This window comes from Glutamicibacter arilaitensis (assembly GCF_044793945.1).
Taxonomy (GTDB): Bacteria; Actinomycetota; Actinomycetes; order Actinomycetales; family Micrococcaceae; genus Glutamicibacter; species Glutamicibacter arilaitensis_B.
On sequence record NZ_CP084994.1, the window covers coordinates 2,684,898 to 2,705,287 of the forward strand.

Here is a 20,390-nt window from a genome sequence, read left to right on the forward strand (position 1 = left end):
ATCTCTAGATCCCTAACGGGACCTAGCGACGCTTGCCCTTCTTGTCGTCCTTCACGTGGCCACGGAACGTGCGGGTGGCTGCAAACTCTCCGAGCTTGTGACCGACCATTGATTCGGTAACAAACACAGGAATGTGCTTACGACCGTCGTGCACGGCGATGGTGTGTCCCAGCATGTCCGGGATGATCATCGAACGGCGGGACCACGTCTTGATGACGTTCTTGGTGCCCTTTTCGTTCTCAGCTTCGACCTTTAGGAAGAGGTGCTGATCGACGAAGGGGCCTTTCTTCAGGCTGCGTGGCATGTCTCCAGGCTCCTATCGCTTGTTCTTGCCGGTCTTGCGACGACGCACAATGAGCTTGTCGCTTTCCTTATTCGGACGGCGGGTACGACCCTCGCGCTTACCGTTCGGGTTGACTGGGTGACGTCCACCGGACGTCTTACCCTCGCCACCACCGTGCGGGTGATCAATTGGGTTCATGGCAACGCCACGCACGGTTGGGCGAACGCCCTTCCAGCGCATGCGGCCGGCCTTGCCCCAGTTGATGTTGATCTGCTCAGCGTTGCCAACTTCGCCGATGGTTGCGCGGCAGCGCACATCAACGTTGCGGATTTCGCCGGAAGGCAGACGCAGCTGCGCGAAGCGGCCCTCACGAGCAACCAGCTGGATCGAAGCGCCAGCGGAACGTGCCATCTTGGCACCGCCGCCCGGACGCAACTCGACCGCGTGGATTACGGAACCAACCGGGATGTTACGAAGCGGCAGGTTGTTACCTGGCTTGATATCCGCGTTTGGACCGGCTTCAACCTGGTCGCCCTGCTGGAGCTTGTTTGGAGCAACAATGTAGCGCTTGGTTCCATCAATGTAGTGGAGCAAAGCGATACGTGCGGTGCGGTTCGGATCGTACTCGATGTGAGCAACGGTTGCCGGAACGCCATCTTTGTCATGACGACGGAAGTCGATGACGCGGTAGGCACGCTTGTGTCCGCCACCCTTGTGTCGGGTGGTGATCTTACCGGAGTTGTTACGGCCGCCGCTCTTGGTGAGTGGACGAACCAGTGACTTTTCCGGAGTCGATCGGGTGATTTCTGCGAAGTCAGCTACCGACGAGCCGCGAAGGCCCGGAGTAGTTGGCTTGTACTTACGAATTCCCATTTTTCTTATTCCTCGTTAAAGTGGTCTCCGCTTAGGAAAGCGGACCGCCGAAGATGTCAATCGATCCTTCTTTCAAGGTGATGATTGCGCGCTTGGTATCCTTGCGTGCACCCCACCCGAACTTGGTGCGCTTGCGCTTACCGGATCGATTCATGGTGTTTACGGACTCAACCTTGACGTTGAAGATAGCTTCAACGGCATTCTTGATTTCCGACTTGTTCGAACGTGGGTCGACCAAGAAGGTGTACTGACCTTCATCGATCAGGCCGTAGCTCTTTTCCGAAACGACTGGTGCGATGACCACGTCGTGCGGAGCCTTTGAGAAGACGCTCACTTGGCTTCCTCCTTCTGGACCAGTGCTTCGAAGGCAGCCTTGGTGAAGACTACGTCATCCGAAACCAGAACATCGTAGGTGTTCAACTGGTCGACGTATAGGACGTGCACAGCAACAAGGTTGCGCACCGAAAGCGCTGCAACATCGTTCGCGCGATCAATTACGACGAGCAGGTTCTTACGCTCGGTGAGCGAGCGCAAGGTTGCCAGAGCTTCCTTGGTCGACGGGGTTTCACCGGTAACCAAGTTCTCGATCACGTGGACGCGATCGAAGCGTGCGCGATCAGACAGGGCGCCGCGCAGTGCAGCAGCCTTCATCTTCTTCGGGGTACGCTGCGAGTAGTCACGTGGGGTCGGACCGTGGACAATGCCACCGCCGGTCATGTGTGGAGCACGGATCGAACCCTGACGGGCGCGGCCGGTACCCTTCTGCTTGAACGGCTTGCGACCTGCACCGGAAACTTCCGAGCGGTCCTTGGTCTTGTGGGTACCCTGGCGGGCAGCAGCAAGCTGTGCAACGACAACCTGGTGCAGCAGTGGGACGTTGGTCTGTACGTCGAAGATACCTGCAGGCAGGTCGACGGTAAGTGCCTTAGTCATTTACTTATGCTCCCTTCACGGCGGTGCGTACGAGAACGACGCGACCGCGAGCGCCTGGAACGGCACCCTTGATCAGCAGAAGGTTCTTCTCAGCGTCGATGGCGTGAATGGTCAGGTTCTGAGTGGTTACGCGCTCAGCACCCATGCGACCGGCCATCTTCTGTCCACGGAATACGCGACCTGGGGTCGATGCGCCGCCGATGGAACCTGGCTTACGGTGGTTCTTGTGAGCACCGTGGGAAGCCGGAGCGCCCTTGAAGTTGTGACGCTTCATGACGCCGGCAAAGCCCTTACCCTTCGAGGTGCCAACAACATCGACCTTCTGGCCAGCGTTGAACAACTCGACGGACAGTTCCTGTCCAGCGGTGTACTCTGCTACATCTTCAGTGCGCAGTTCCACCAGGTGACGACGTGGGGTCACGCCGGCAGCTTCAAAGTGACCAGCCAGTGGCTTGGTGACCTTGCGTGGGTCGATCTGGCCGTAGCCGATCTGAACTGCGGTGTAGCCATCACGTTCTGCATTAACTAGCTTGGTGACAACGTTGCTGTCAGCCTGCACGACGGTGACTGGGATCAGAATGTTGTTTTCATCCCAAACCTGGGTCATGCCGAGCTTCGTGCCCAACAGTCCCTTTACATTGCGGGTTGCGGTCATAGTTTTCTCGCCACCTCCCCTTAAAGCTTGATTTCGATGTTGACATCCGCTGGCAGATCGAGACGCATCAGCGAATCAACGGCCTTCGGGGTCGGATCGACAATGTCGATCAGACGCTTGTGCGTGCGCATTTCGAAGTGCTCACGGCTGTCTTTGTACTTGTGTGGCGAACGGATAACGCAGTACACGTTCTTCTCCGTTGGCAGCGGCACTGGGCCGACTACGGTTGCGCCTGCGCGCGTGACCGTCTCAACGATCTTCCGGGCCGAAACGTCAATGACCTCGTGGTCATACGACTTCAGCCGGATGCGGATTTTCTGTCCCGCCATGGCGTCATGCCTCTTCCTGTTAGCACTATCAAAAATTACTGTGCCTATATACGGGCCCTTGCGGACCGGCACGCCTTACGCTGCGACTGAATCCGGATCAGATCCGGGTTCCTCACCCGCAGGTGGCTCCGACCCCCGCGGTCGGGCGTGTCGTGAAATTTTTAGTCACGACAATTCCGACATAGTTTTCACTTTGTGCGAAGGTCTTTTGATTTGCAACGGTTGTATCGATCCCGAACCCCAGGCATTATCCTGAGTGAGAGTCAATCCCGGTCGTGCAAACCACTACCGATTACCCCTCGCGGGGATCGGGTTGCAAACAAGCAACTTATCCAGTCTGACAGGTCGACCGCCGAGGCGCAAATCTTTTGCCCGGATTCATGCCAGTGATCTTGACCTCACGGGCCCGGGGTGCCGCGATCTTGGTACTTCGTCTCATCGTTGCGGACATCAGGCTCCGCTTGCGCCGGTTCTTGATCGCTTCGTGGTTTGCGTTCCACGCGCACCAGTTTCAGCACTGCGGCGACGATCAGTGAAATGCCTGCCAGAACCAGCCACAAGAAGGCCAAATACCGAAGGAACCAGAGTACCGCCACGGTAATGGCAATCGCGCCCCACCAGATGTACCGTTTTTGCCCCAGCTTCAGGCCGAGAACGATTAATGCGGCAAAGAAGAACAGGCTGAAGACCTGTGCCGCCGAATTGCCGTCGGCAAGGGTGCTCAGCTGGGTCAGCGAGGCAAGAACCGCGGCCGCTAGCAGATAGCCATGGGCCACCGACAAGCGTTTGCCCAAAAAGTGGCGAACCGCCAGGATGCCGGCAACGAGCGTGAAGTACAGGAAGAAGATGCTGATATCTGGCAGCCGAAGGATCTGGGTGTAGCTGCTGAAGCCCAACAGTGCACCGAGCACTATCAGCGCATCGCTCCCCCACCGAAGTAAGCGTGTCGGCAATTCGTACAACCGGACCAAGGCGCCGGCGCCAAGGATCAGCACCGCACCGGCAATAATCCACACTGCCCTCTGGTCGTTGAAATGGACCAACGCCCCGGCGACCACGGCGCCAAGAATCATTGCCGCGAAATAGATACGCGCAGCGCCTCCGCTGGCCCCGCGAGAGGTCACCAGTTCGCGGGGATAATGTGGAACCGGCTCGGCGAACCGGCCATGCAAGAGCGAAATGATCAAGAGCACAATTGCCGCGAATAGCAGCTGCCACGTTAGGTCCATCCAGGGCTGCAGGCCCGATGGCCTGGTCCTCCGCCAGAACTCGACGCCTTGGCCAATGGCTCCCAGCAACGCAAGGCTCGCACCGGCGGCCAACCACGGGATCTTCCGGGTGTGCACCAAGAGCCCGAGCTGCACCGCGGCAACCAGGAAGATTAGCGCGAACCACCCGGCTGCGGGAGCTACGAGCGCAATGCAGAACAACGCGAAGACCGTGCCAAAGATCGGCGAGAAGCGCAGTGCGGCCGAATCGCGCAATCGCCACTGCACCGCCAGCGTGATCAGTGCCAGTGCCATGAGCAGAACCTGGATCATCTGCACAGACCACCACGGTCCGTGAATCCAGCCGGTGGTTGAGAAGCTTTGCACGCCTTGGATGTAGAACAGTGCGCACAGTCCCATGATGGCGGCGAAGAGCAGGAACTCTGCATGCTTGGACTGCCCCCTGATGGCCAAGTACCCCGCCACCGAATGAATGATCCACAAGCACAAACCCAACAGCATGGTGCCACGGTCATTGAGCCCAAAGCCCGCATCACCCACAAGCAGGACTAGCGGGAGCAGACAGACCAGCCCGACAGTAATCCACAGCATCTCCCTGCTCAAACGGCGTCCGGTTCGCATGACAAGGAATAAGCGCACCAATTGCGGGACCATAACCGATACCAGCAGCAGGGCGAAGCGTCCATGAGAATCAAAGTTCATCAAGTCCACAAACCACCAGGTGCTCAGGGTGAAGGTGACTTGTGCAGCGCCTGCGTAGCTCATCTTCCAGCGTGGTGAGTGAACCAGGCGCGCGCCACGTAGATAGAAAACTAGATTCACTAGTCCCACGAGGGGCAATGTGGCTTGTGGCGCCTGGAAGCTGAGCAGGAAGAGACCACCGCTAGCTACCAGAACCATGGTGCGCAGTAGTTGCACCTCGCGTTCCTCACCGAAGCCGTCGTTGCGCCATCCGGCCAGAATCACATTCGCCAGCGCCAGTCCGATCCCTATGAAGCCCCAGGTGCCGGCATGTAGACCAAGGAAGCTTGCAGTACCTGCCGCCACGCCAGAAAACAGGTTCAGCATATAACCGGTGTACCCGAGGGTGATCAATGCCAGCAGCGCGGAACCACCGAAACGAATGAGTTGCTCACGCGTCGGCTCGGCTAGCCGCGCACCTTTGAGCGTCGATACAAGCCACAGTGCAAACAGCGGTACCCACAGGCCCACAACCCACGCTAGCTGCAGGGAAACATTCTCCGCCACGGACATCGCGTACCAGCTTGACCTACCCGTCTGATGATCAAAACCGCTGAGCATCTGCTGCACCGTGCAACCCACAAATCCGCCAAAGACCAGGAACCCGATCCATCGGGTCTGGTCTAGCCCCAGATGCCAGCGGCGATCCGTTTCACTGCGCAACGCGAGTGTGAGTCCCACAAGAGCCACGGCTACCCCCGGCAACGCCCGCCAGGCAAACCAGTCACTCGCGGTGATGGCAAGCAGGGCCAGCGCCACGATGGCGGCTGCTTCAATCTTTCCCCGCTTGACCAAGGCTGGAACCGCGAAGAGCTGGAGCACGGGAATCAGCAGCACCGCATACCACCAAGGAATGAGTCCTCCGGTGGTATTGAGCATTGCCGCCAGAGTTGAGGCGCAGACAAGCACCCAGAGGAGCACCCGTTCGGTCCGCCACCAGTTGGCAGGCACTTTGAAAAGCCGGCGGTAGCCCTGGGCGTAATGCGTGATCGCTAAGGCTTGCGCCGCCCAAAGCACCGCGATGAGCACCCACGTGGTCCTTGGTTCCCAAGCCAGGTAATTTGAGGTGGAGAAAATCAGCAGCATGAAGCTCACGCGTGCCGCGTAGAGCCGATACAACCGGAACCTCACCATCAACCTGATGGAGAGTAACAGGTGGGCGGTCACCAAGAAGAACACCCACACCAAGTCGCGAGCATGCAAGGTGGTGAACATGACCAATGCCAGGGCGAGGATCAACAGCGGCAGCAACTGCGCGGTCGCGGACACGGCCGAATAAAACAGTGAGGAGCGAACCTTTGCGCTGCGCACGGCCAGGACAAGCAGCACCAGTGAGAGCAGCAGCAAGAAGAGCAGGTAGAACAAGATGCCGCGCTGCACCGTGGCCGCGCAGGCCATGGTGGTGGAGACCAATACGAAGACCGCGATCCAGGCTAGTACCCGGGAGCGCAATCGGAGGGTGGCAAAACCTACGGCAAGGGTGCCCAGCACCGAAAAGACCAGCCACACCACTGCCGCTGGCACCGAGAGCGTCAGATAGGTCGCGATTCCCGATAAGGGCAATAAGGCCAATCCGGTTCCGGCGAAGGCACTGGCGGCAGGTTTGAGATTCTTCTTTGCGCCGTGCACATAGAGTCCACCCCCGTAAAAAGCCGCGGCCAGTGCGAATAAGGCGATGAGCTTAGGCAGCGGCGGCAGTGCGAAGCTGAGGAAAAGTGCCCCGGCGGCCACGATCAGCAGGGCTGCCACGTAGAGGGTGACGTTGATATTGCGTAGTTCACGTTCGCGCGCGGTCAATTGCTTGACTGGCTTGCCAGGTGGAAGCGGTGGAGCCGGTGGCCGGGGAGGGACTTGCGCGGGTGCGCCCACCGGTTGCTGCACGTAGGGTGCGTTCGAGTTGACCGCCGGCCGGTAGGTAGGTGCCGGTTCATAAACCGTCGGCTGGAATGGTTGCCTGGCCGGTGGAGCGGCAGGTTCCCGCGCGGACAGGTAATGCATCGCCGCGTTGTAGCCTTCTTGCCAGGCCTGCTGTTTGGCGTTGGCCTCGCCGGCGTGCTTTCTCGCGCCGCGGCGGAACCCTAAAGCGAAGCTCAACACCAGCAACCCAATGACGATGAAGAACCAGACCATGCTTCGCGCCTCCCTGTATGAACCCGTATCCGAGAACTGCGGATGCGGGTGTCCGCATGCTCTAATTAGACCACTGTCTTGACATACTAGGCTCTCAACGCGCAGATATTAAGCAAAAAGATCTCCACCCCTTCCGAAGAAGTGGTGGAGATCTTTTTTGTCAGACCAAATGGCCTAGATCATTAAGTAGCGAACTACTTGGTGATCTTGGTGACCTTGCCCGAACCAACGGTGCGGCCGCCTTCGCGGATAGCGAAGCCGAGGCCATCTTCCATGGCGATTGGCTGAATCAGCTCAACCGACATTTCGGTGTTATCGCCTGGCATGACCATCTCGGTGCCCTCTGGGAGGGTGATGACGCCGGTCACGTCGGTGGTGCGGAAGTAGAACTGCGGACGGTAGTTCGAGTAGAACGGGTTGTGACGTCCGCCTTCGTCCTTCGACAGGATGTAGACGTTGGCATCGAAGCCGGTGTGTGGGGTGATCGAGCCTGGGGCTACGATAACCTGTCCACGCTCGACATCGTCGCGCTTCAGACCGCGAAGCAGAAGGCCACAGTTCTCGCCGGCCCATGCTTCGTCAAGCTGCTTGTGGAACATCTCGATACCGGTAACGGTGGTCTTCTGGATCGGACGGATGCCGACAACTTCGACTTCCGAGTTGATCTTCAGGGTTCCACGCTCGGCGCGGCCGGTTACAACGGTACCGCGACCGGTGATGGTGAAGACGTCTTCAATTGGCATCAGGAATGGCTTGTCGCGATCACGAACTGGGTTCGGGATGTAGGTATCGACAGCATCCATCAGTTCCTCGATGGACTTGGTCCATACTGGATCGCCTTCCAGAGCCTTCAGGCCCGAAACGCGGATCACTGGTGCGTCATCGCCATCGAAGCCCTGCGAGGAAAGAAGTTCGCGAACTTCCATCTCGACGAGCTCAAGGAGCTCCTCGTCCTCAACCATGTCCGACTTGTTCAGTGCAACCATCAAGGTTGGAACACCAACCTGGCGGGCCAGCAGAACGTGCTCGCGGGTCTGAGCCATTGGACCGTCAGTAGCGGCAACCACGAGGATTGCGCCGTCCATCTGAGCAGCACCGGTGATCATGTTCTTGACATAGTCAGCGTGGCCTGGAGCGTCAACGTGTGCGTAGTGACGGCTCGGGGTCTGGTACTCAACGTGCGAGATATTGATGGTAATACCGCGCTGGCGCTCTTCTGGAGCGGAGTCAACCGACGCGAAGTCGCGCTGCTCATTGACATCCGGGTACTTGTCAGCAAGTACCTTGGAGATGGCAGCGGTCAACGTGGTCTTACCGTGGTCAACGTGACCAATGGTGCCGATGTTGACGTGCGGCTTGGTCCGCTCGAACTTTGCCTTTGCCACAGGTTCCTCCTAGAAACATTTACAGAAGACTTACTTTCGTTTGCGCGGTTCGCAAACGAACTGAAATCAGTCTACTGGGGGCTTGGATAATTACGAAAATTTCGGTCCTGCGCGGGCCCTGCATGTGATGCAAATCCCTCGTTGGCCGTTTGCGAGGCCGGCTTCATTGGCAATAAAGCCGGCTTCGCGATCGGCCACTCCCCCACACGGGCGGGGTCACGGCCAAGTTTGGTTCCTAGACGATTACTCGCCGCGGGCCTTCTGGATGATCTCTTCGGCAACTGCCTTCGGGACCTCAGAGTAGCTGTGGAAGGTCATCGAGTACACTGCGCGACCCTGGGTCTTCGACCGCAGGTCACCAATGTAGCCGAACATCTCCGACAGTGGCACGTGGGCATTGATAACCTTCACGCCAGCCGCATCGGACATCTCGGTGATCGAGCCACGGCGGGAGTTCAGGTCGCCGATAACGTCGCCCATGTACTCTTCCGGGGTACGAACTTCGACGCTCATCAGTGGTTCAAGCAGGATTGGGCTAGCGCGGCGTGCGCCTTCCTTGAATACCTGTGAGCCAGCGATCTTGAACGCCATTTCCGAGGAGTCAACGTCGTGGTAGGCACCGTCGATGACGGTAGCCTTCACGCCGACCATCTGGTAGCCAGCAAGGATGCCGTACTGCATGGCGTCCTGGATACCGGCGTCGATGGATGGGATGTACTCACGAGGGATACGACCACCGGTGACGGCGTTCTTGAACTCGTAGGTAACTCCGTCGACAACCTCAAGAGGTTCGAACGATACCTGGACCTTTGCGAACTGGCCCGAACCACCGGTCTGCTTCTTGTGGGTGAAGTCAACCTTCTCCACAGCCTTCTTGATGGTTTCGCGGTATGCGACCTGTGGCTTGCCGACGTTGGCTTCCACGCGGAATTCGCGCTTCATGCGGTCCACCAGGATATCCAGGTGAAGCTCGCCCATGCCGCCGATTTCGGTCTGGCCGGTGTCGTCATTCAACGAAACGGTGAAGGTTGGATCTTCTGCGGACAGCTTCTGGATAGCGGTCGACAGCTTCTCCTGGTCACCCTTGGTCTTAGGCTCGATGGCCACGAAGATCACTGGTGCTGGGAACGACATCGACTCAAGCACGATCGGGTTCGCTGGATCGCAAAGGGTATCACCGGTGGTGGTATCCTTCAGGCCGATCACGGCGTAGATGTGACCTGCGTGGATCTCTTCAACAGGCTGTTCCTTGTTGGCGTGCATCTGGAAGAGCTTGCCAACGCGTTCCTTCTTCTGCTTCGTCGAGTTCAGCAGCTGGGTACCCGAAACTGCCTTGCCCGAGTAAACGCGGATGAAGTTCAGCTGACCGAAGAATGGGTGAGCGGCAATCTTGAAAGCCAGTGCCGAGAATGGAGCATCCTCGGTAGGCTCGCGAGTGAGCTCAACTTCTTCGTTCTTTGGATCGTGGCCGATGGTCACGCCAACATCCATTGGGTTTGGCAGGAAGTCAATCACTGCGTCGAGCATTGGCTGCACGCCGCGGTTCTTGAAGGCCGAACCACAGTAGACCGGGTAGATCTCCGAGTTGACGACCATCTTGCGAATGCCGGCCTTGAGCTCAGCAATGCTGATCTCTTCGCCTTCGAGGAACTTCTCCATGAGCTCGTCAGAGCCCTCGGCGACATCCTCAACCAGCTTGGCGCGGTATTCCTCGGCCTTTTCCAGCATATCTGCAGGAATTTCGCGAGTTTCGTAGGCGGCACCCATGGTGACGTCACCCTTGGAGTCGCCTTCCCAGATGAATGCCTTCATGGTCATCAAGTCGACGACGCCGATGAATTCATGCTCGGAACCGATAGGCAGCTGCATCACCAATGGCTTGGCACCCAAGCGCTTGACGATGGTGTCGATGGTGAAGTAGAAGTCTGCACCCATCTTGTCCATCTTATTGACGAAGCAGATGCGTGGAACGTTGTACTTGTCAGCCTGACGCCAAACGGTCTCAGACTGAGGCTCAACGCCTTCCTTGCCATCGAACACGGCAACGGCGCCATCGAGCACGCGCAGCGAGCGCTCCACCTCAACGGTGAAGTCAACGTGGCCAGGGGTGTCGATGATGTTGATCTGGTTGTTGTTCCAGAAGCAAGTCACGGCCGCGGAGGTAATGGTGATACCGCGTTCCTTTTCCTGCTCCATCCAGTCGGTGGTCGACGCACCGTCGTGGGTCTCACCGAGTTTGTGATTCACACCCGTGTAGAACAGGATGCGCTCAGTAGTAGTGGTCTTACCAGCATCGATGTGTGCCATGATGCCGATATTTCGGACCTTATTCAGGTCAGTAAGCACGTCCTGTGCCACGTTGTCTCCCTAAAAGGTGAGGCTAGGATTGGCTGGGTGCCTTTTGACACCCAGCAATTCCAAGCGTTTCTTACCAGCGGTAGTGGGCGAAGGCCTTGTTGGACTCGGCCATCTTGTGAGTGTCTTCGCGACGCTTCACAGCGGCACCCAGACCGTTCGATGCATCCAAGATCTCGTTCATCAAACGCTCGATCATGGTCTTCTCGCGGCGAGCCTTCGAGTAGCCAACCAACCAGCGCAGTGCAAGTGCGGTTGCGCGGCCTGGCTTGACCTCAACAGGAACCTGGTAAGTAGCGCCACCAACACGGCGGGAACGAACCTCGAGGGCCGGGCGGATGTTATCCATGGCCTTCTTGAGGGTCGTGACAGCGTCGGTGTCAGACTTTGCGGCTGCGCCTTTGAGTGCACCGTAAACAATGCGCTCTGCAGTGGACTTCTTGCCGTCGACGAGAACCTTGTTGATCAGCTGAGTGACCAATGGGGATTCGAAGACCGGATCAGAAACTAGTGGGCGCTTTGGCGCCGGACCCTTACGAGGCATTACTTACCATCCTTCTTCGCGCCGTAGCTGGAACGAGCCTGCTTACGACCCTTAACACCCTGAGTATCAAGAGCACCACGTACAATCTTGTAACGAACACCTGGGAGGTCCTTCACACGACCACCGCGAACGAGCACGATGGAGTGTTCCTGCAGGTTGTGTCCGACACCTGGAATGTAAGCGGTAACTTCGATGCCGCCGGCAAGGCGCACACGTGCGACCTTACGCAGAGCCGAGTTTGGCTTCTTCGGGGTGGTGGTGTACACACGGGTGCATACGCCACGACGCATTGGGTTGCCCTTTAGGGCAGGAGCCTTGGTCTTGACGACCTTAGGCGAGCGGCCCTTACGGACCAGCTGCTGAATAGTAGGCACTTTCGTGTCCTTCCATTGTCTAAGTTTGTCGGCACCACAACCGAACAGAATCTGCGAAGTTGTGGAGCTAGCTGCTTGCTTTGCGGCCATCCGGAACAGAAAGTCCCTAGGCGTGCGAAAGTGTGGCATTTGTTGCGCAACCTGCCCGCAACCCGGACCGAGTCCATTTTGCCACACCTAAAACAATTGATCTCAGTCTAGCATTAATCCGCCATCGCTCTAGTTTCCGTAAGCTATCTCACCAATGCACTGAGCCTATCGAGCCAAGCTGAACGGTGGCAATACCGCAGGTGACCACACGGTGAATCTGACAGCGACAAAAACGGCAGATTGCAATGAGTGGATAACTCCCCCACTGATCTGTCTACTAGATATTCTCTGCTTAAATGGAACGCCCGCCGGTACACGAGGTGCCGGCGGGCGTCTTGACTAACTAGTTAAGAATCCGTGTTTAGCGGAAGTCCGAACCGTGGTCGTAGTCATCCATCGAGATTGCCTGGAACTCTGGCGAAAGGTTGCCCTCAAGCGCATCGTCGTACAGTCCCGAAGAGAAAGCCGAAGAACCGGTGAACAAAGTTGCCTTTGCTTCGTCGGTTGGCTCGACGTTGATCTGGGTGTAGCGATCCAAGCCGGTACCGGCCGGGATCAACTTACCGATGATCACGTTCTCCTTCAGACCCAGCAATGGATCCGACTTGCCTTCCATCGCAGCCTGAGTCAAGACGCGGGTGGTTTCCTGGAAGGAAGCAGCCGACAGCCATGAATCGGTGGCAAGCGATGCCTTGGTAATGCCCATCATCTCGTCACGGCCAGCGGCCGGACGCTTGCCCTCGGTGACGGCCTTCTTGTTCGCAGCGGTGAAGCGCGAACGGTCGGCCAACTCGCCTGGGAGCAATTCGGTTTCACCGGATTCGATGACGGTGACGCGACGCAGCATCTGACGGACGATGACTTCCACGTGCTTATCGTGAATGCCTACACCCTGGGACTGGTACACGTCCTGGACCTCGCGGACCAAGAACTTCTGAGCTTCACGTGGGCCGAGGACTCGAAGAACCTGCTTCGGATCCAAGGTACCGCTGGTGAGCTGAGTACCGGCGACGATGTTTTCGCCCTCTTCAACCATCAGGCGAGCACGACGCAGAACCGGGTAGGCCTGCTTCTCGTCGCCATTGTCTGGAGTAACGACAACGCGCAGCTGCTTCTCGTCGTCCTCGATCGACACGCGACCGGTGACCTCGGACATCGGAGCCACACCCTTAGGGGTACGGGCTTCGAACAGTTCCTGGATACGAGGCAGACCCTGGGTGATATCGTCAGCCGATGCCACACCACCGGTGTGGAAGGTACGCATGGTCAGCTGGGTACCAGGCTCACCGATGGACTGCGCGGCGATAATGCCGACAGCCTCGCCGATGTCCACGGTCTTGCCGCTGGCCAGCGAGCGGCCGTAGCACTGAGCACAGGTTCCAACTGCCGAATCACAGGTCAGCACGGAGCGGACACGGATCTCATCGATGCCAGCTGCGTACAGCTCGTCGATGAGCACGTCGCCCACATCGGCGCCGGCTTCTGCCAGCACCTTGCCCTCGGCGTCCTTGACCTCAGTGGCCAAGGTACGGGTGTAAGCCGAGTTCTCAACGGTTTCGTGCATCATGCGAACGCCAACAGAGTTGTTGGCGATCGGCACGGTCAGGCCGCGGCGGGTGCCACAGTCTTCTTCACGCACGATGACGTCCTGCGAAACATCCACCAGACGACGGGTCAGGTAACCCGAGTTAGCGGTCTTCAACGCGGTATCGGCCAGACCCTTACGGGCACCGTGGGTCGCGATGAAGTACTCCAGAACCGACAGGCCTTCGCGGTACGAAGACTTGATCGGGCGAGGAATAATTTCACCCTTAGGGTTGGACACCAGACCACGGATACCTGCGATCTGTCGCAGTTGCAGGTAGTTACCACGAGCCTTGGAAGTCACCATACGGTTAATGGTGTTCAGCTCTTCCATGCCGTTCTTCATCGCCTCGGCAACCTCGTCGGTAGCCTTGGTCCAGATGTCGATCAGGTCCTGGCGGCGTTCGGTATCGGCAATCAAGCCCTTATCGAATGAAGCCTGAACCTTGGCGGCGCGGATCTCGTAAGGAGCAAGGATGGCTGCCTTGTCCATATTCGAGGTGATGTCCGAGATAGCCACGGTGACGCCCGAGCGGGTTGCCCAGTAGAAACCGGCATCCTTCAGGTTATCCAGGGTTTCAGCGGTGGTGATCTTCGGGTAGCGCTCGGCCAGATCGTTGACGATCTCCGAGAGCGCATCCTTGCCGGTCACGTGGGCAACCCATGGGTAGTCCGCTGGCAGGGTGTCGTTGAACAACACCTGGCCCAGCGAGGTCTCCAAGAGTGCCTCTTGGCCTGGCTCCCAGCCTTCCGGAGCTGGCTGCTCCTCGGAAGGAATGAAGTTCGGCACGCGAATCTTGACCGGTGCGTTCAAGTGCAGCTCACGCAGGTCCATTGCCATAATGGCTTCGGCCACCGAGGTGAAGGTACGACCTGCACCCTTTTCGTTGGCGCGCTTGGTGGTCAAGTGGTGCAGACCGATGATCATATCCTGCGAAGGCAGAGCAACCGGGCGGCCATCCGAAGGCTTCAAGATGTTGTGCGAGGACAACATCAAGATGCGAGCTTCGGCCTGCGCTTCTGGGCTCAGCGGCAGGTGAACTGCCATCTGGTCGCCGTCGAAGTCGGCGTTGAAGGCAGCACAAACCAGCGGGTGCAGCTGAAGGGCCTTACCTTCAACCAGCTGTGGTTCGAACGCCTGGATGCCCAAACGGTGCAGGGTAGGTGCACGGTTCAGCAGTACCGGGTGCTCGGTGATGATCTCTTCGAGAACATCCCAAACCTGCGGGCGGTAACGCTCAACCATGCGCTTGGCGCTCTTGATGTTCTGTGCGTGGTTGAGGTCAACCAAGCGCTTCATCACGAACGGCTTGAAGAGCTCCAGAGCCATCTGCTTAGGCAGACCACACTGGTGCAGCTTCAGCTGCGGACCAACAACGATGACCGAACGGCCCGAGTAGTCAACACGCTTGCCCAACAGGTTCTGACGGAAACGACCCTGCTTGCCCTTGAGCATGTCGCTCAGGGACTTCAGTGGACGGTTACCCGGTCCGGTGACCGGACGGCCACGACGGCCGTTGTCGAACAGGGAGTCAACAGCTTCCTGCAGCATGCGCTTTTCGTTGTTCACGATGATCTCGGGGGCACCGAGATCAAGCAGACGCTTCAGGCGGTTGTTGCGGTTGATCACGCGGCGGTACAGGTCGTTCAGGTCCGAGGTGGCGAAACGGCCACCGTCGAGCTGAACCATTGGACGCAGCTCTGGTGGGATCACCGGAACGGCATCCAGAACCATGCCCTCAGGCGAGTTCTGGTTGACCAGGAAGGCATTGACAACCTTCAGGCGCTTCAGTGCACGGGCCTTCTTCTGGCCCTTGCCCTCGTCGATGATCTTCTTGAGCAGTTCAGCTTCGCCGGCAAGGTCGAAGTTCTGCAGGCGCTTCTGGATCGATTCTGCACCCATGGAGCCTTCGAAGAACAGTCCGTACTTCTCACGCATGGTGCGGTACAGGCCTTCATCGCCCTCAAGGTCAGCGACCTTCAGGCCCTTGAAGCGTTCCCAGACCGCACGCAGGCGCTCGGCTTCAGCCTTCGCGCGCTTGTCGATCTGCAGCACGGTCTTCTCTGCCAGGGTGCGAGCCTTGTTCAGCTCGGCGCCCTTGGCACCGTCGGCTTCCATGCGCTCAAGCTCGGTTTCGAGCTCGGCCGCAATAGCCTTCTTGTCGGCTTCCGCGTTATTTGCCAGGTTGCGCAGTTCCAGATCGTGCTGGGCCTGCAGGTTAGGCAATTCGGCGTGGCGACGATCTTCGTTCACCGAAGTGATCATGTAGGCAGCGAAGTAAATGACCTTTTCGAGGTCCTTCGGAGCCAGATCAAGCAGGTAGCCCAAGCGCGATGGAACGCCCTTGAAGTACCAGATGTGGGTCACTGGAGCGGCAAGCTCGATGTGTCCCATGCGCTCACGGCGAACGTTGGCGCGGGTCACCTCGACGCCACAACGCTCACAGATGATGCCCTTGAAACGTACGCGCTTGTACTTACCGCAGTAGCATTCCCAGTCACGGGAAGGACCGAAGATCTTTTCGCAGAAAAGTCCGTCCTTCTCTGGCTTCAGGGTGCGGTAGTTAATAGTTTCCGGCTTCTTGACTTCGCCGTAGCTCCAACCGCGAATTTCTTCTGCGGAAGCAAGGCCAATGCGCATGAGGCCGAATGAGGAATCGTTGGACATAGGGTCCTTTTCTCTCTTCTTTGGTGTCTGAAGTCGATACGAATAAGTAAGTCTCGGTGCGCCGCTGCGCTTGCTGGGCCCTTAGGCCACTCAAGGCAGCGGTTGAACCTAGACCTCCTCTACGGAGTTTGGCTCCGACCGGGAAAGGTCGATGCCCAACTCTTCGGCTGCACGGAACGATTCCTCGTCCGATTCACGCATTTCGATAGTGTTGCCGTCGGTACCAAGTACCTCAACGTTCAAGCACAACGACTGCATTTCCTTGATGAGCACCTTGAACGATTCTGGAACACCTGGCTCCGGAACGTTCTCGCCCTTGACGATTGCTTCGTAGACCTTCACACGACCGTGGATATCATCCGACTTGATGGTCAGAAGTTCCTGCAGGGTGTAAGCGGCGCCGTAAGCTTCCAGTGCCCAAACTTCCATCTCACCGAAGCGCTGGCCACCGAACTGGGCCTTACCACCAAGTGGCTGCTGGGTAATCATGGAGTATGGACCGGTGGAACGTGCGTGAATCTTGTCGTCCACCAGGTGGTGGAGCTTCAAGATGTACATGTAGCCAACAGATACCGGATCCGGGAATGGCTCGCCGGAACGACCATCGAACAGGCGGGTCTTACCGGTGTTGCCGATCAGACGCTCGCCGTCACGAGTGAGGTTCGTCGAATCCAGGATTCCACGGATTTCCTCTTCCGAGGCACCATCGAAGACCGGGGTCGACACGGTGGTCGGACCGGACTGGCGAGGAAGGTTAGGCAGGTTTCGCACCCAAGCTGGCTCGTTTTCGATGTTCCAACCCTGCTTGGCAGCCCAACCCAGGTGGATTTCCATAACCTGGCCGACGTTCATACGACCTGGCACACCCAGTGGGTTCAGGACAACGTCAACCGGGGTTCCGTCCTCGAGGAATGGCATATCCTCAAGTGGCAGAATCTTGGAAATAACACCCTTGTTGCCGTGACGGCCTGCAAGCTTGTCACCGTTGGTGATCTTGCGCTTCTGCGCCACGTACACGCGAACCAGCTGGTTCACGCCTGGGGACAGATCATCATCGTTGTCGCGATCGAAGATGCGAACGCCAATGACGGTACCGGACTCGCCGTGCGGAACCTTCAGCGAGGTATCGCGAACTTCGCGGGACTTCTCACCGAAGATCGCGCGCAGCAGGCGCTCTTCCGGGGTCAGCTCGGTCTCGCCCTTAGGGGTGACACGGCCTACCAGCACGTCGCCTGCTTCAACCTCGGCGCCGATGTACACGATTCCGCGGTCATCAAGCTGAGCAAGGATGTCCTCGGAGACGTTCGGGATATCGCGGGTGATTTCCTCGGCACCAAGCTTGGTGTCGCGGGCATCAACTTCATGCTCTTCGATGTGAATCGAGGTGAGCACGTCCTCGAAGATCATGCGCTGCGAAAGGATGATCGCATCCTCGAAGTTGTGGCCTTCCCATGACATGAATGCCACGAGCAGGTTCTTACCCAGGGAAAGCTCACCCTTGTCGGTCGAAGGACCGTCGGCGATGATCGACTGGAACTCCAGGCGATCGCCCTCGGTGACCAGCACGCGCTGGTTGTAGGCGTTGCCCTGGTTCGAGCGTGCGAACTTCATGATTGGGTACATCGACTCGGTGCCGTCATCGTTCATGACAACAACCAGGTCTGCGGAAACCTCGGTGACAACACCTGGCTTCAAGGCAACAACGGAATCGCCGGCGTCAATAGCGGCGTACTTCTCCATGCCGGTACCAACCAGTGGCGACTCGGAAGCCAACAGCGGCACAGCCTGGCGCTGCATGTTGGCGCCCATCAGTGCGCGGTTCGCATCGTCGTGCTCGAGGAATGGAATCAGCGCGGTTGCAACCGACACCATCTGGCGAGGGGAAACGTCCATGAAGGTCACTTCGCCCGGCTCAACGATGACGGGCTCGCCGCCACCGCCCTTTTCACGGACGAGTACGCTGTCTTCCAGGAAGCTGCCGTCTTCGCCCAGCGGAGCGTTAGCCTGTGCGATGAAGTGCTGAAGCTCGTCATCTGCGGTCAGGTACTCAACCTCGTTGGAAACAACGCCATCCTTCACCTTGCGGTAAGGGGTTTCGATGAAGCCGAAGGAGTTGATCCGGCCGTAGGTAGCCAACGAACCGATCAGACCAATGTTTGGACCTTCGGGAGTTTCAATTGGGCACATACGTCCGTAGTGGGACGGGTGAACGTCTCGAACTTCCATGCCTGCGCGGTCACGGGACAGACCGCCTGGGCCCAGAGCCGACAAGCGACGCTTGTGGGTCAGGCCGGCTAGCGGGTTGTTCTGGTCCATGAACTGCGACAGCTGCGAAGTACCGAAGAACTCCTTGATTGCAGCTACCACCGGGCGGATGTTGATCAGCGTCTGCGGGGTGATCGCTTCGACGTCCTGGGTGGTCATGCGCTCGCGCACAACACGCTCCATACGCGAAAGACCGGTGCGGATCTGGTTCTCGATCAGCTCGCCGACGGCGCGGATACGACGGTTGCCGAAGTGGTCGATGTCATCGACGTTAACCGGAACGTCGACGATCTCGCCCTTGCGGGTACCGGAGATCGTCTTCTCGCCTGCGTGCAACGCAACGAGGTAACGGATCATGGCGACGATGTCGTCCACCGACAAAACGGCAGGGCTCTCGGCGTCAACCGGAGTCTCGACACCCAGCTTGCGGTTGATCTTGTAGCGACCAACCTTGGCCAGGTCGTAGCGCTTTGGTTCGAAGTACATGTTGCGCAGCAAACCCTGTGCGGCGTCAACCGTTGGTGGCTCGCCCGGGCGCAGCTTGCGGTAGATATCCAGAAGTGCTTCGTTCTGGTCCTTGATGTTGTCCTTTTCCAAGGTGGCACGCATCGAGTCGTACTGACCGAACTCGGACAGGATCTTCTCTTCGCTCCAGCCAAGGGCCTTGAGCAACACGGTGACCGACTGCTTGCGCTTACGGTCCAGGCGCACACCGATCTGGTCGCGCTTGTCGATTTCCAGTTCGAACCAGGCGCCACGCGAAGGAATGATTCGCGAGGAGTAGATGGTCTTGTCACTGGTCTTGTCCGGAGCGGACTCAAAGTACGCACCCGGGGAACGGACCAGCTGCGACACAACGACACGCTCGGTGCCGTTGATGACGAAGGTGCCCTTGTCGGACATCAGTGGGAAATCGCCCATGAAAACGGTCTGCTGCTTGATTTCGCCAGTTTCATTGTTCATGAACTCGGCCTTGACATACAGCGGTGCCGCGTACGTGGCGTCGCGATCCTTGCACTCAGCGATGGAGTACTTTGGATCAGCGAATTCCGGATCCGAGAAGCTCAAGGACATGGTGTCCTGGAAGTCTTCAATCGGGGAAATTTCCTCGAAGATTTCAGCCAGGCCCGAGGTGTTCGGCACGCTGGTGTCACCAGCGGCTTCGGCCTTGGCTAGGCGGGCCTTCCAAAGTTCATTGCCGATGAGGCGGTCAAAGCTCTCAGTCTGCAATGCCAGCAGGTTAGGCACTTCAAGGGGTTCGTGAATCTTTGCAAAAGAAAGTCGGCCAGCGTATGCAGCATCGCGAGCCGAACTAGCGGTTTGGTTGTTAGGGTTGCTCGAGGCGACCAAGATGGATCCTTCCAAAGACCGTCAGGTTTCCGAACGCCTACCGTGCTAAGGTGCCTGTCATAGGACAAGTCCTCTTGTGACGACGCGAACCCACCGCTATATGAAGGCCGCGCGCAAACAGGTATGGCGCAAATTTCTACTCTACCGGAGTATTTTAAGCTTGTCGATATCCGCGGCAGAGATTCATGCTATAGTTTCTTGCCGTCTTTTACAGTCGCCGGAAAATTCTTGAATTTCCAACCCCGCCCCTCCCCCGGAAAACTAACCGGCTATCGGTAGCACGCGCGAGGCTTTGGCATTGACCCATGTGAACAGGCAAATAATTCTTCACCCCATAACCTCGGGGCGAGCGCACGCAGACGCTACTTACCTCACTATGGGCAGAGCCAACTTTTCATGTGCTGTTACTCACATCCAGTATTCCAGTTACTGATATGTACGCCTTTGCGGTCCATTAAACCCGCCCACGAATTGCCTTATGGCCGTGCGCGACTGATTATTACATGCCATCGGCGCGTTCACTGAGCAGTCCTTCACTGAATTCGCAGAAGCCGCATTTGCCTTTTCGCATGTTCCCCGCAACAGCAAACGCTTAACTTCGA

The 20,390-nt window shown here is 58.0% G+C and carries 13 protein-coding genes; all 13 read right to left on the reverse strand.

Annotated elements, in window-relative coordinates; translation table 11 throughout:
• Nucleotides 1-22: 22 nt before the first annotated feature.
• Nucleotides 23-304, reverse strand: coding sequence for a 30S ribosomal protein S19 (gene rpsS, locus LG294_RS12640; protein WP_096283683.1), 282 nt, complete (start codon nt 302-304; stop codon nt 23-25).
• Between the two features lie 12 nt (nt 305-316).
• Nucleotides 317-1,156 carry a 50S ribosomal protein L2 gene (gene rplB / locus LG294_RS12645; protein ID WP_404286231.1) on the reverse strand — a complete coding sequence of 280 codons (840 nt, stop codon included), beginning with the start codon at nt 1,154-1,156 and terminating at the stop codon, nt 317-319.
• 31 nt (nt 1,157-1,187) lie between these two features.
• Nucleotides 1,188-1,490 (reverse strand): 50S ribosomal protein L23, encoded by a 303-nt coding sequence (gene rplW / locus LG294_RS12650; protein ID WP_096283687.1) that lies wholly within the window; start codon nt 1,488-1,490, stop codon nt 1,188-1,190.
• Nucleotides 1,487-2,089: a 50S ribosomal protein L4 gene (gene rplD / locus LG294_RS12655; protein WP_404286233.1), complete on the reverse strand. Its 603-nt coding sequence runs from the start codon at nt 2,087-2,089 to the stop codon at nt 1,487-1,489. The genes rplW and rplD overlap by 4 nt, the downstream gene beginning before the upstream one ends.
• Before the next feature lie 4 nt (nt 2,090-2,093).
• Nucleotides 2,094-2,744 (reverse strand): 50S ribosomal protein L3, encoded by a 651-nt coding sequence (gene rplC, locus LG294_RS12660; protein WP_404286235.1) that lies wholly within the window; start codon nt 2,742-2,744, stop codon nt 2,094-2,096.
• 20 nt (nt 2,745-2,764) lie between these two features.
• On the reverse strand, nt 2,765-3,073 hold the full coding sequence (gene rpsJ / locus LG294_RS12665) for a 30S ribosomal protein S10 (RefSeq protein ID WP_013349689.1): 309 nt from the start codon (nt 3,071-3,073) through the stop codon (nt 2,765-2,767).
• 398 nt (nt 3,074-3,471) lie between these two features.
• A complete protein-coding gene (locus LG294_RS12670) occupies nt 3,472-7,173 on the reverse strand; it encodes a hypothetical protein (protein ID WP_404286237.1) in 3,702 nt (1,233 codons plus the stop codon).
• A 194-nt stretch (nt 7,174-7,367) separates the two neighbouring features.
• Entirely contained in the window at nt 7,368-8,558 is a 1,191-nt protein-coding gene (gene tuf, locus LG294_RS12675; RefSeq protein ID WP_404286239.1) for an elongation factor Tu, read from the reverse strand.
• Between the two features lie 243 nt (nt 8,559-8,801).
• Nucleotides 8,802-10,916, reverse strand: coding sequence for an elongation factor G (gene fusA, locus LG294_RS12680; protein WP_404286241.1), 2,115 nt, complete (start codon nt 10,914-10,916; stop codon nt 8,802-8,804).
• Between the two features lie 70 nt (nt 10,917-10,986).
• The gene (rpsG, locus tag LG294_RS12685) at nt 10,987-11,457 is read right to left on the reverse strand and encodes a 30S ribosomal protein S7 (RefSeq protein WP_404286243.1); all 471 of its coding nucleotides are present in this window, start codon (nt 11,455-11,457) and stop codon (nt 10,987-10,989) included.
• The gene (gene rpsL, locus LG294_RS12690; RefSeq protein ID WP_096283780.1) at nt 11,457-11,831 is read right to left on the reverse strand and encodes a 30S ribosomal protein S12; all 375 of its coding nucleotides are present in this window, start codon (nt 11,829-11,831) and stop codon (nt 11,457-11,459) included. Before rpsL ends, rpsG begins: the two co-directional genes overlap by 1 nt.
• 451 nt (nt 11,832-12,282) lie before the next feature.
• Nucleotides 12,283-16,173, reverse strand: coding sequence for a DNA-directed RNA polymerase subunit beta' (locus LG294_RS12695; protein ID WP_404286245.1), 3,891 nt, complete (start codon nt 16,171-16,173; stop codon nt 12,283-12,285).
• Between the two features lie 108 nt (nt 16,174-16,281).
• Complete coding sequence (gene rpoB / locus LG294_RS12700; protein ID WP_404286247.1) at nt 16,282-19,788, reverse strand: DNA-directed RNA polymerase subunit beta; 3,507 nt, start codon at nt 19,786-19,788, stop codon at nt 16,282-16,284.
• Nucleotides 19,789-20,390: the final 602 nt, after the last annotated feature.

Bases quoted from the DNA above. Each gene is read 5' to 3' on its own strand.
- LG294_RS12670 (WP_404286237.1), bottom strand. From the start codon at position 7,173: ATGGTCTGGTTCTTCATCGTCATTGGGTTGCTGGTGTTGAGCTTCGCT.
- rpsJ (WP_013349689.1), bottom strand. From the start codon at position 3,073: ATGGCGGGACAGAAAATCCGCATCCGGCTGAAGTCGTATGACCACGAG.
- rplD (WP_404286233.1), bottom strand. From the start codon at position 2,089: ATGACTAAGGCACTTACCGTCGACCTGCCTGCAGGTATCTTCGACGTA.
- rpsS (WP_096283683.1), bottom strand. From the start codon at position 304: ATGCCACGCAGCCTGAAGAAAGGCCCCTTCGTCGATCAGCACCTCTTC.
- rplC (WP_404286235.1), bottom strand. From the start codon at position 2,744: ATGACCGCAACCCGCAATGTAAAGGGACTGTTGGGCACGAAGCTCGGC.
- LG294_RS12695 (WP_404286245.1), bottom strand. From the start codon at position 16,173: ATGTCCAACGATTCCTCATTCGGCCTCATGCGCATTGGCCTTGCTTCC.
- rpsG (WP_404286243.1), bottom strand. From the start codon at position 11,457: ATGCCTCGTAAGGGTCCGGCGCCAAAGCGCCCACTAGTTTCTGATCCG.
- rplB (WP_404286231.1), bottom strand. From the start codon at position 1,156: ATGGGAATTCGTAAGTACAAGCCAACTACTCCGGGCCTTCGCGGCTCG.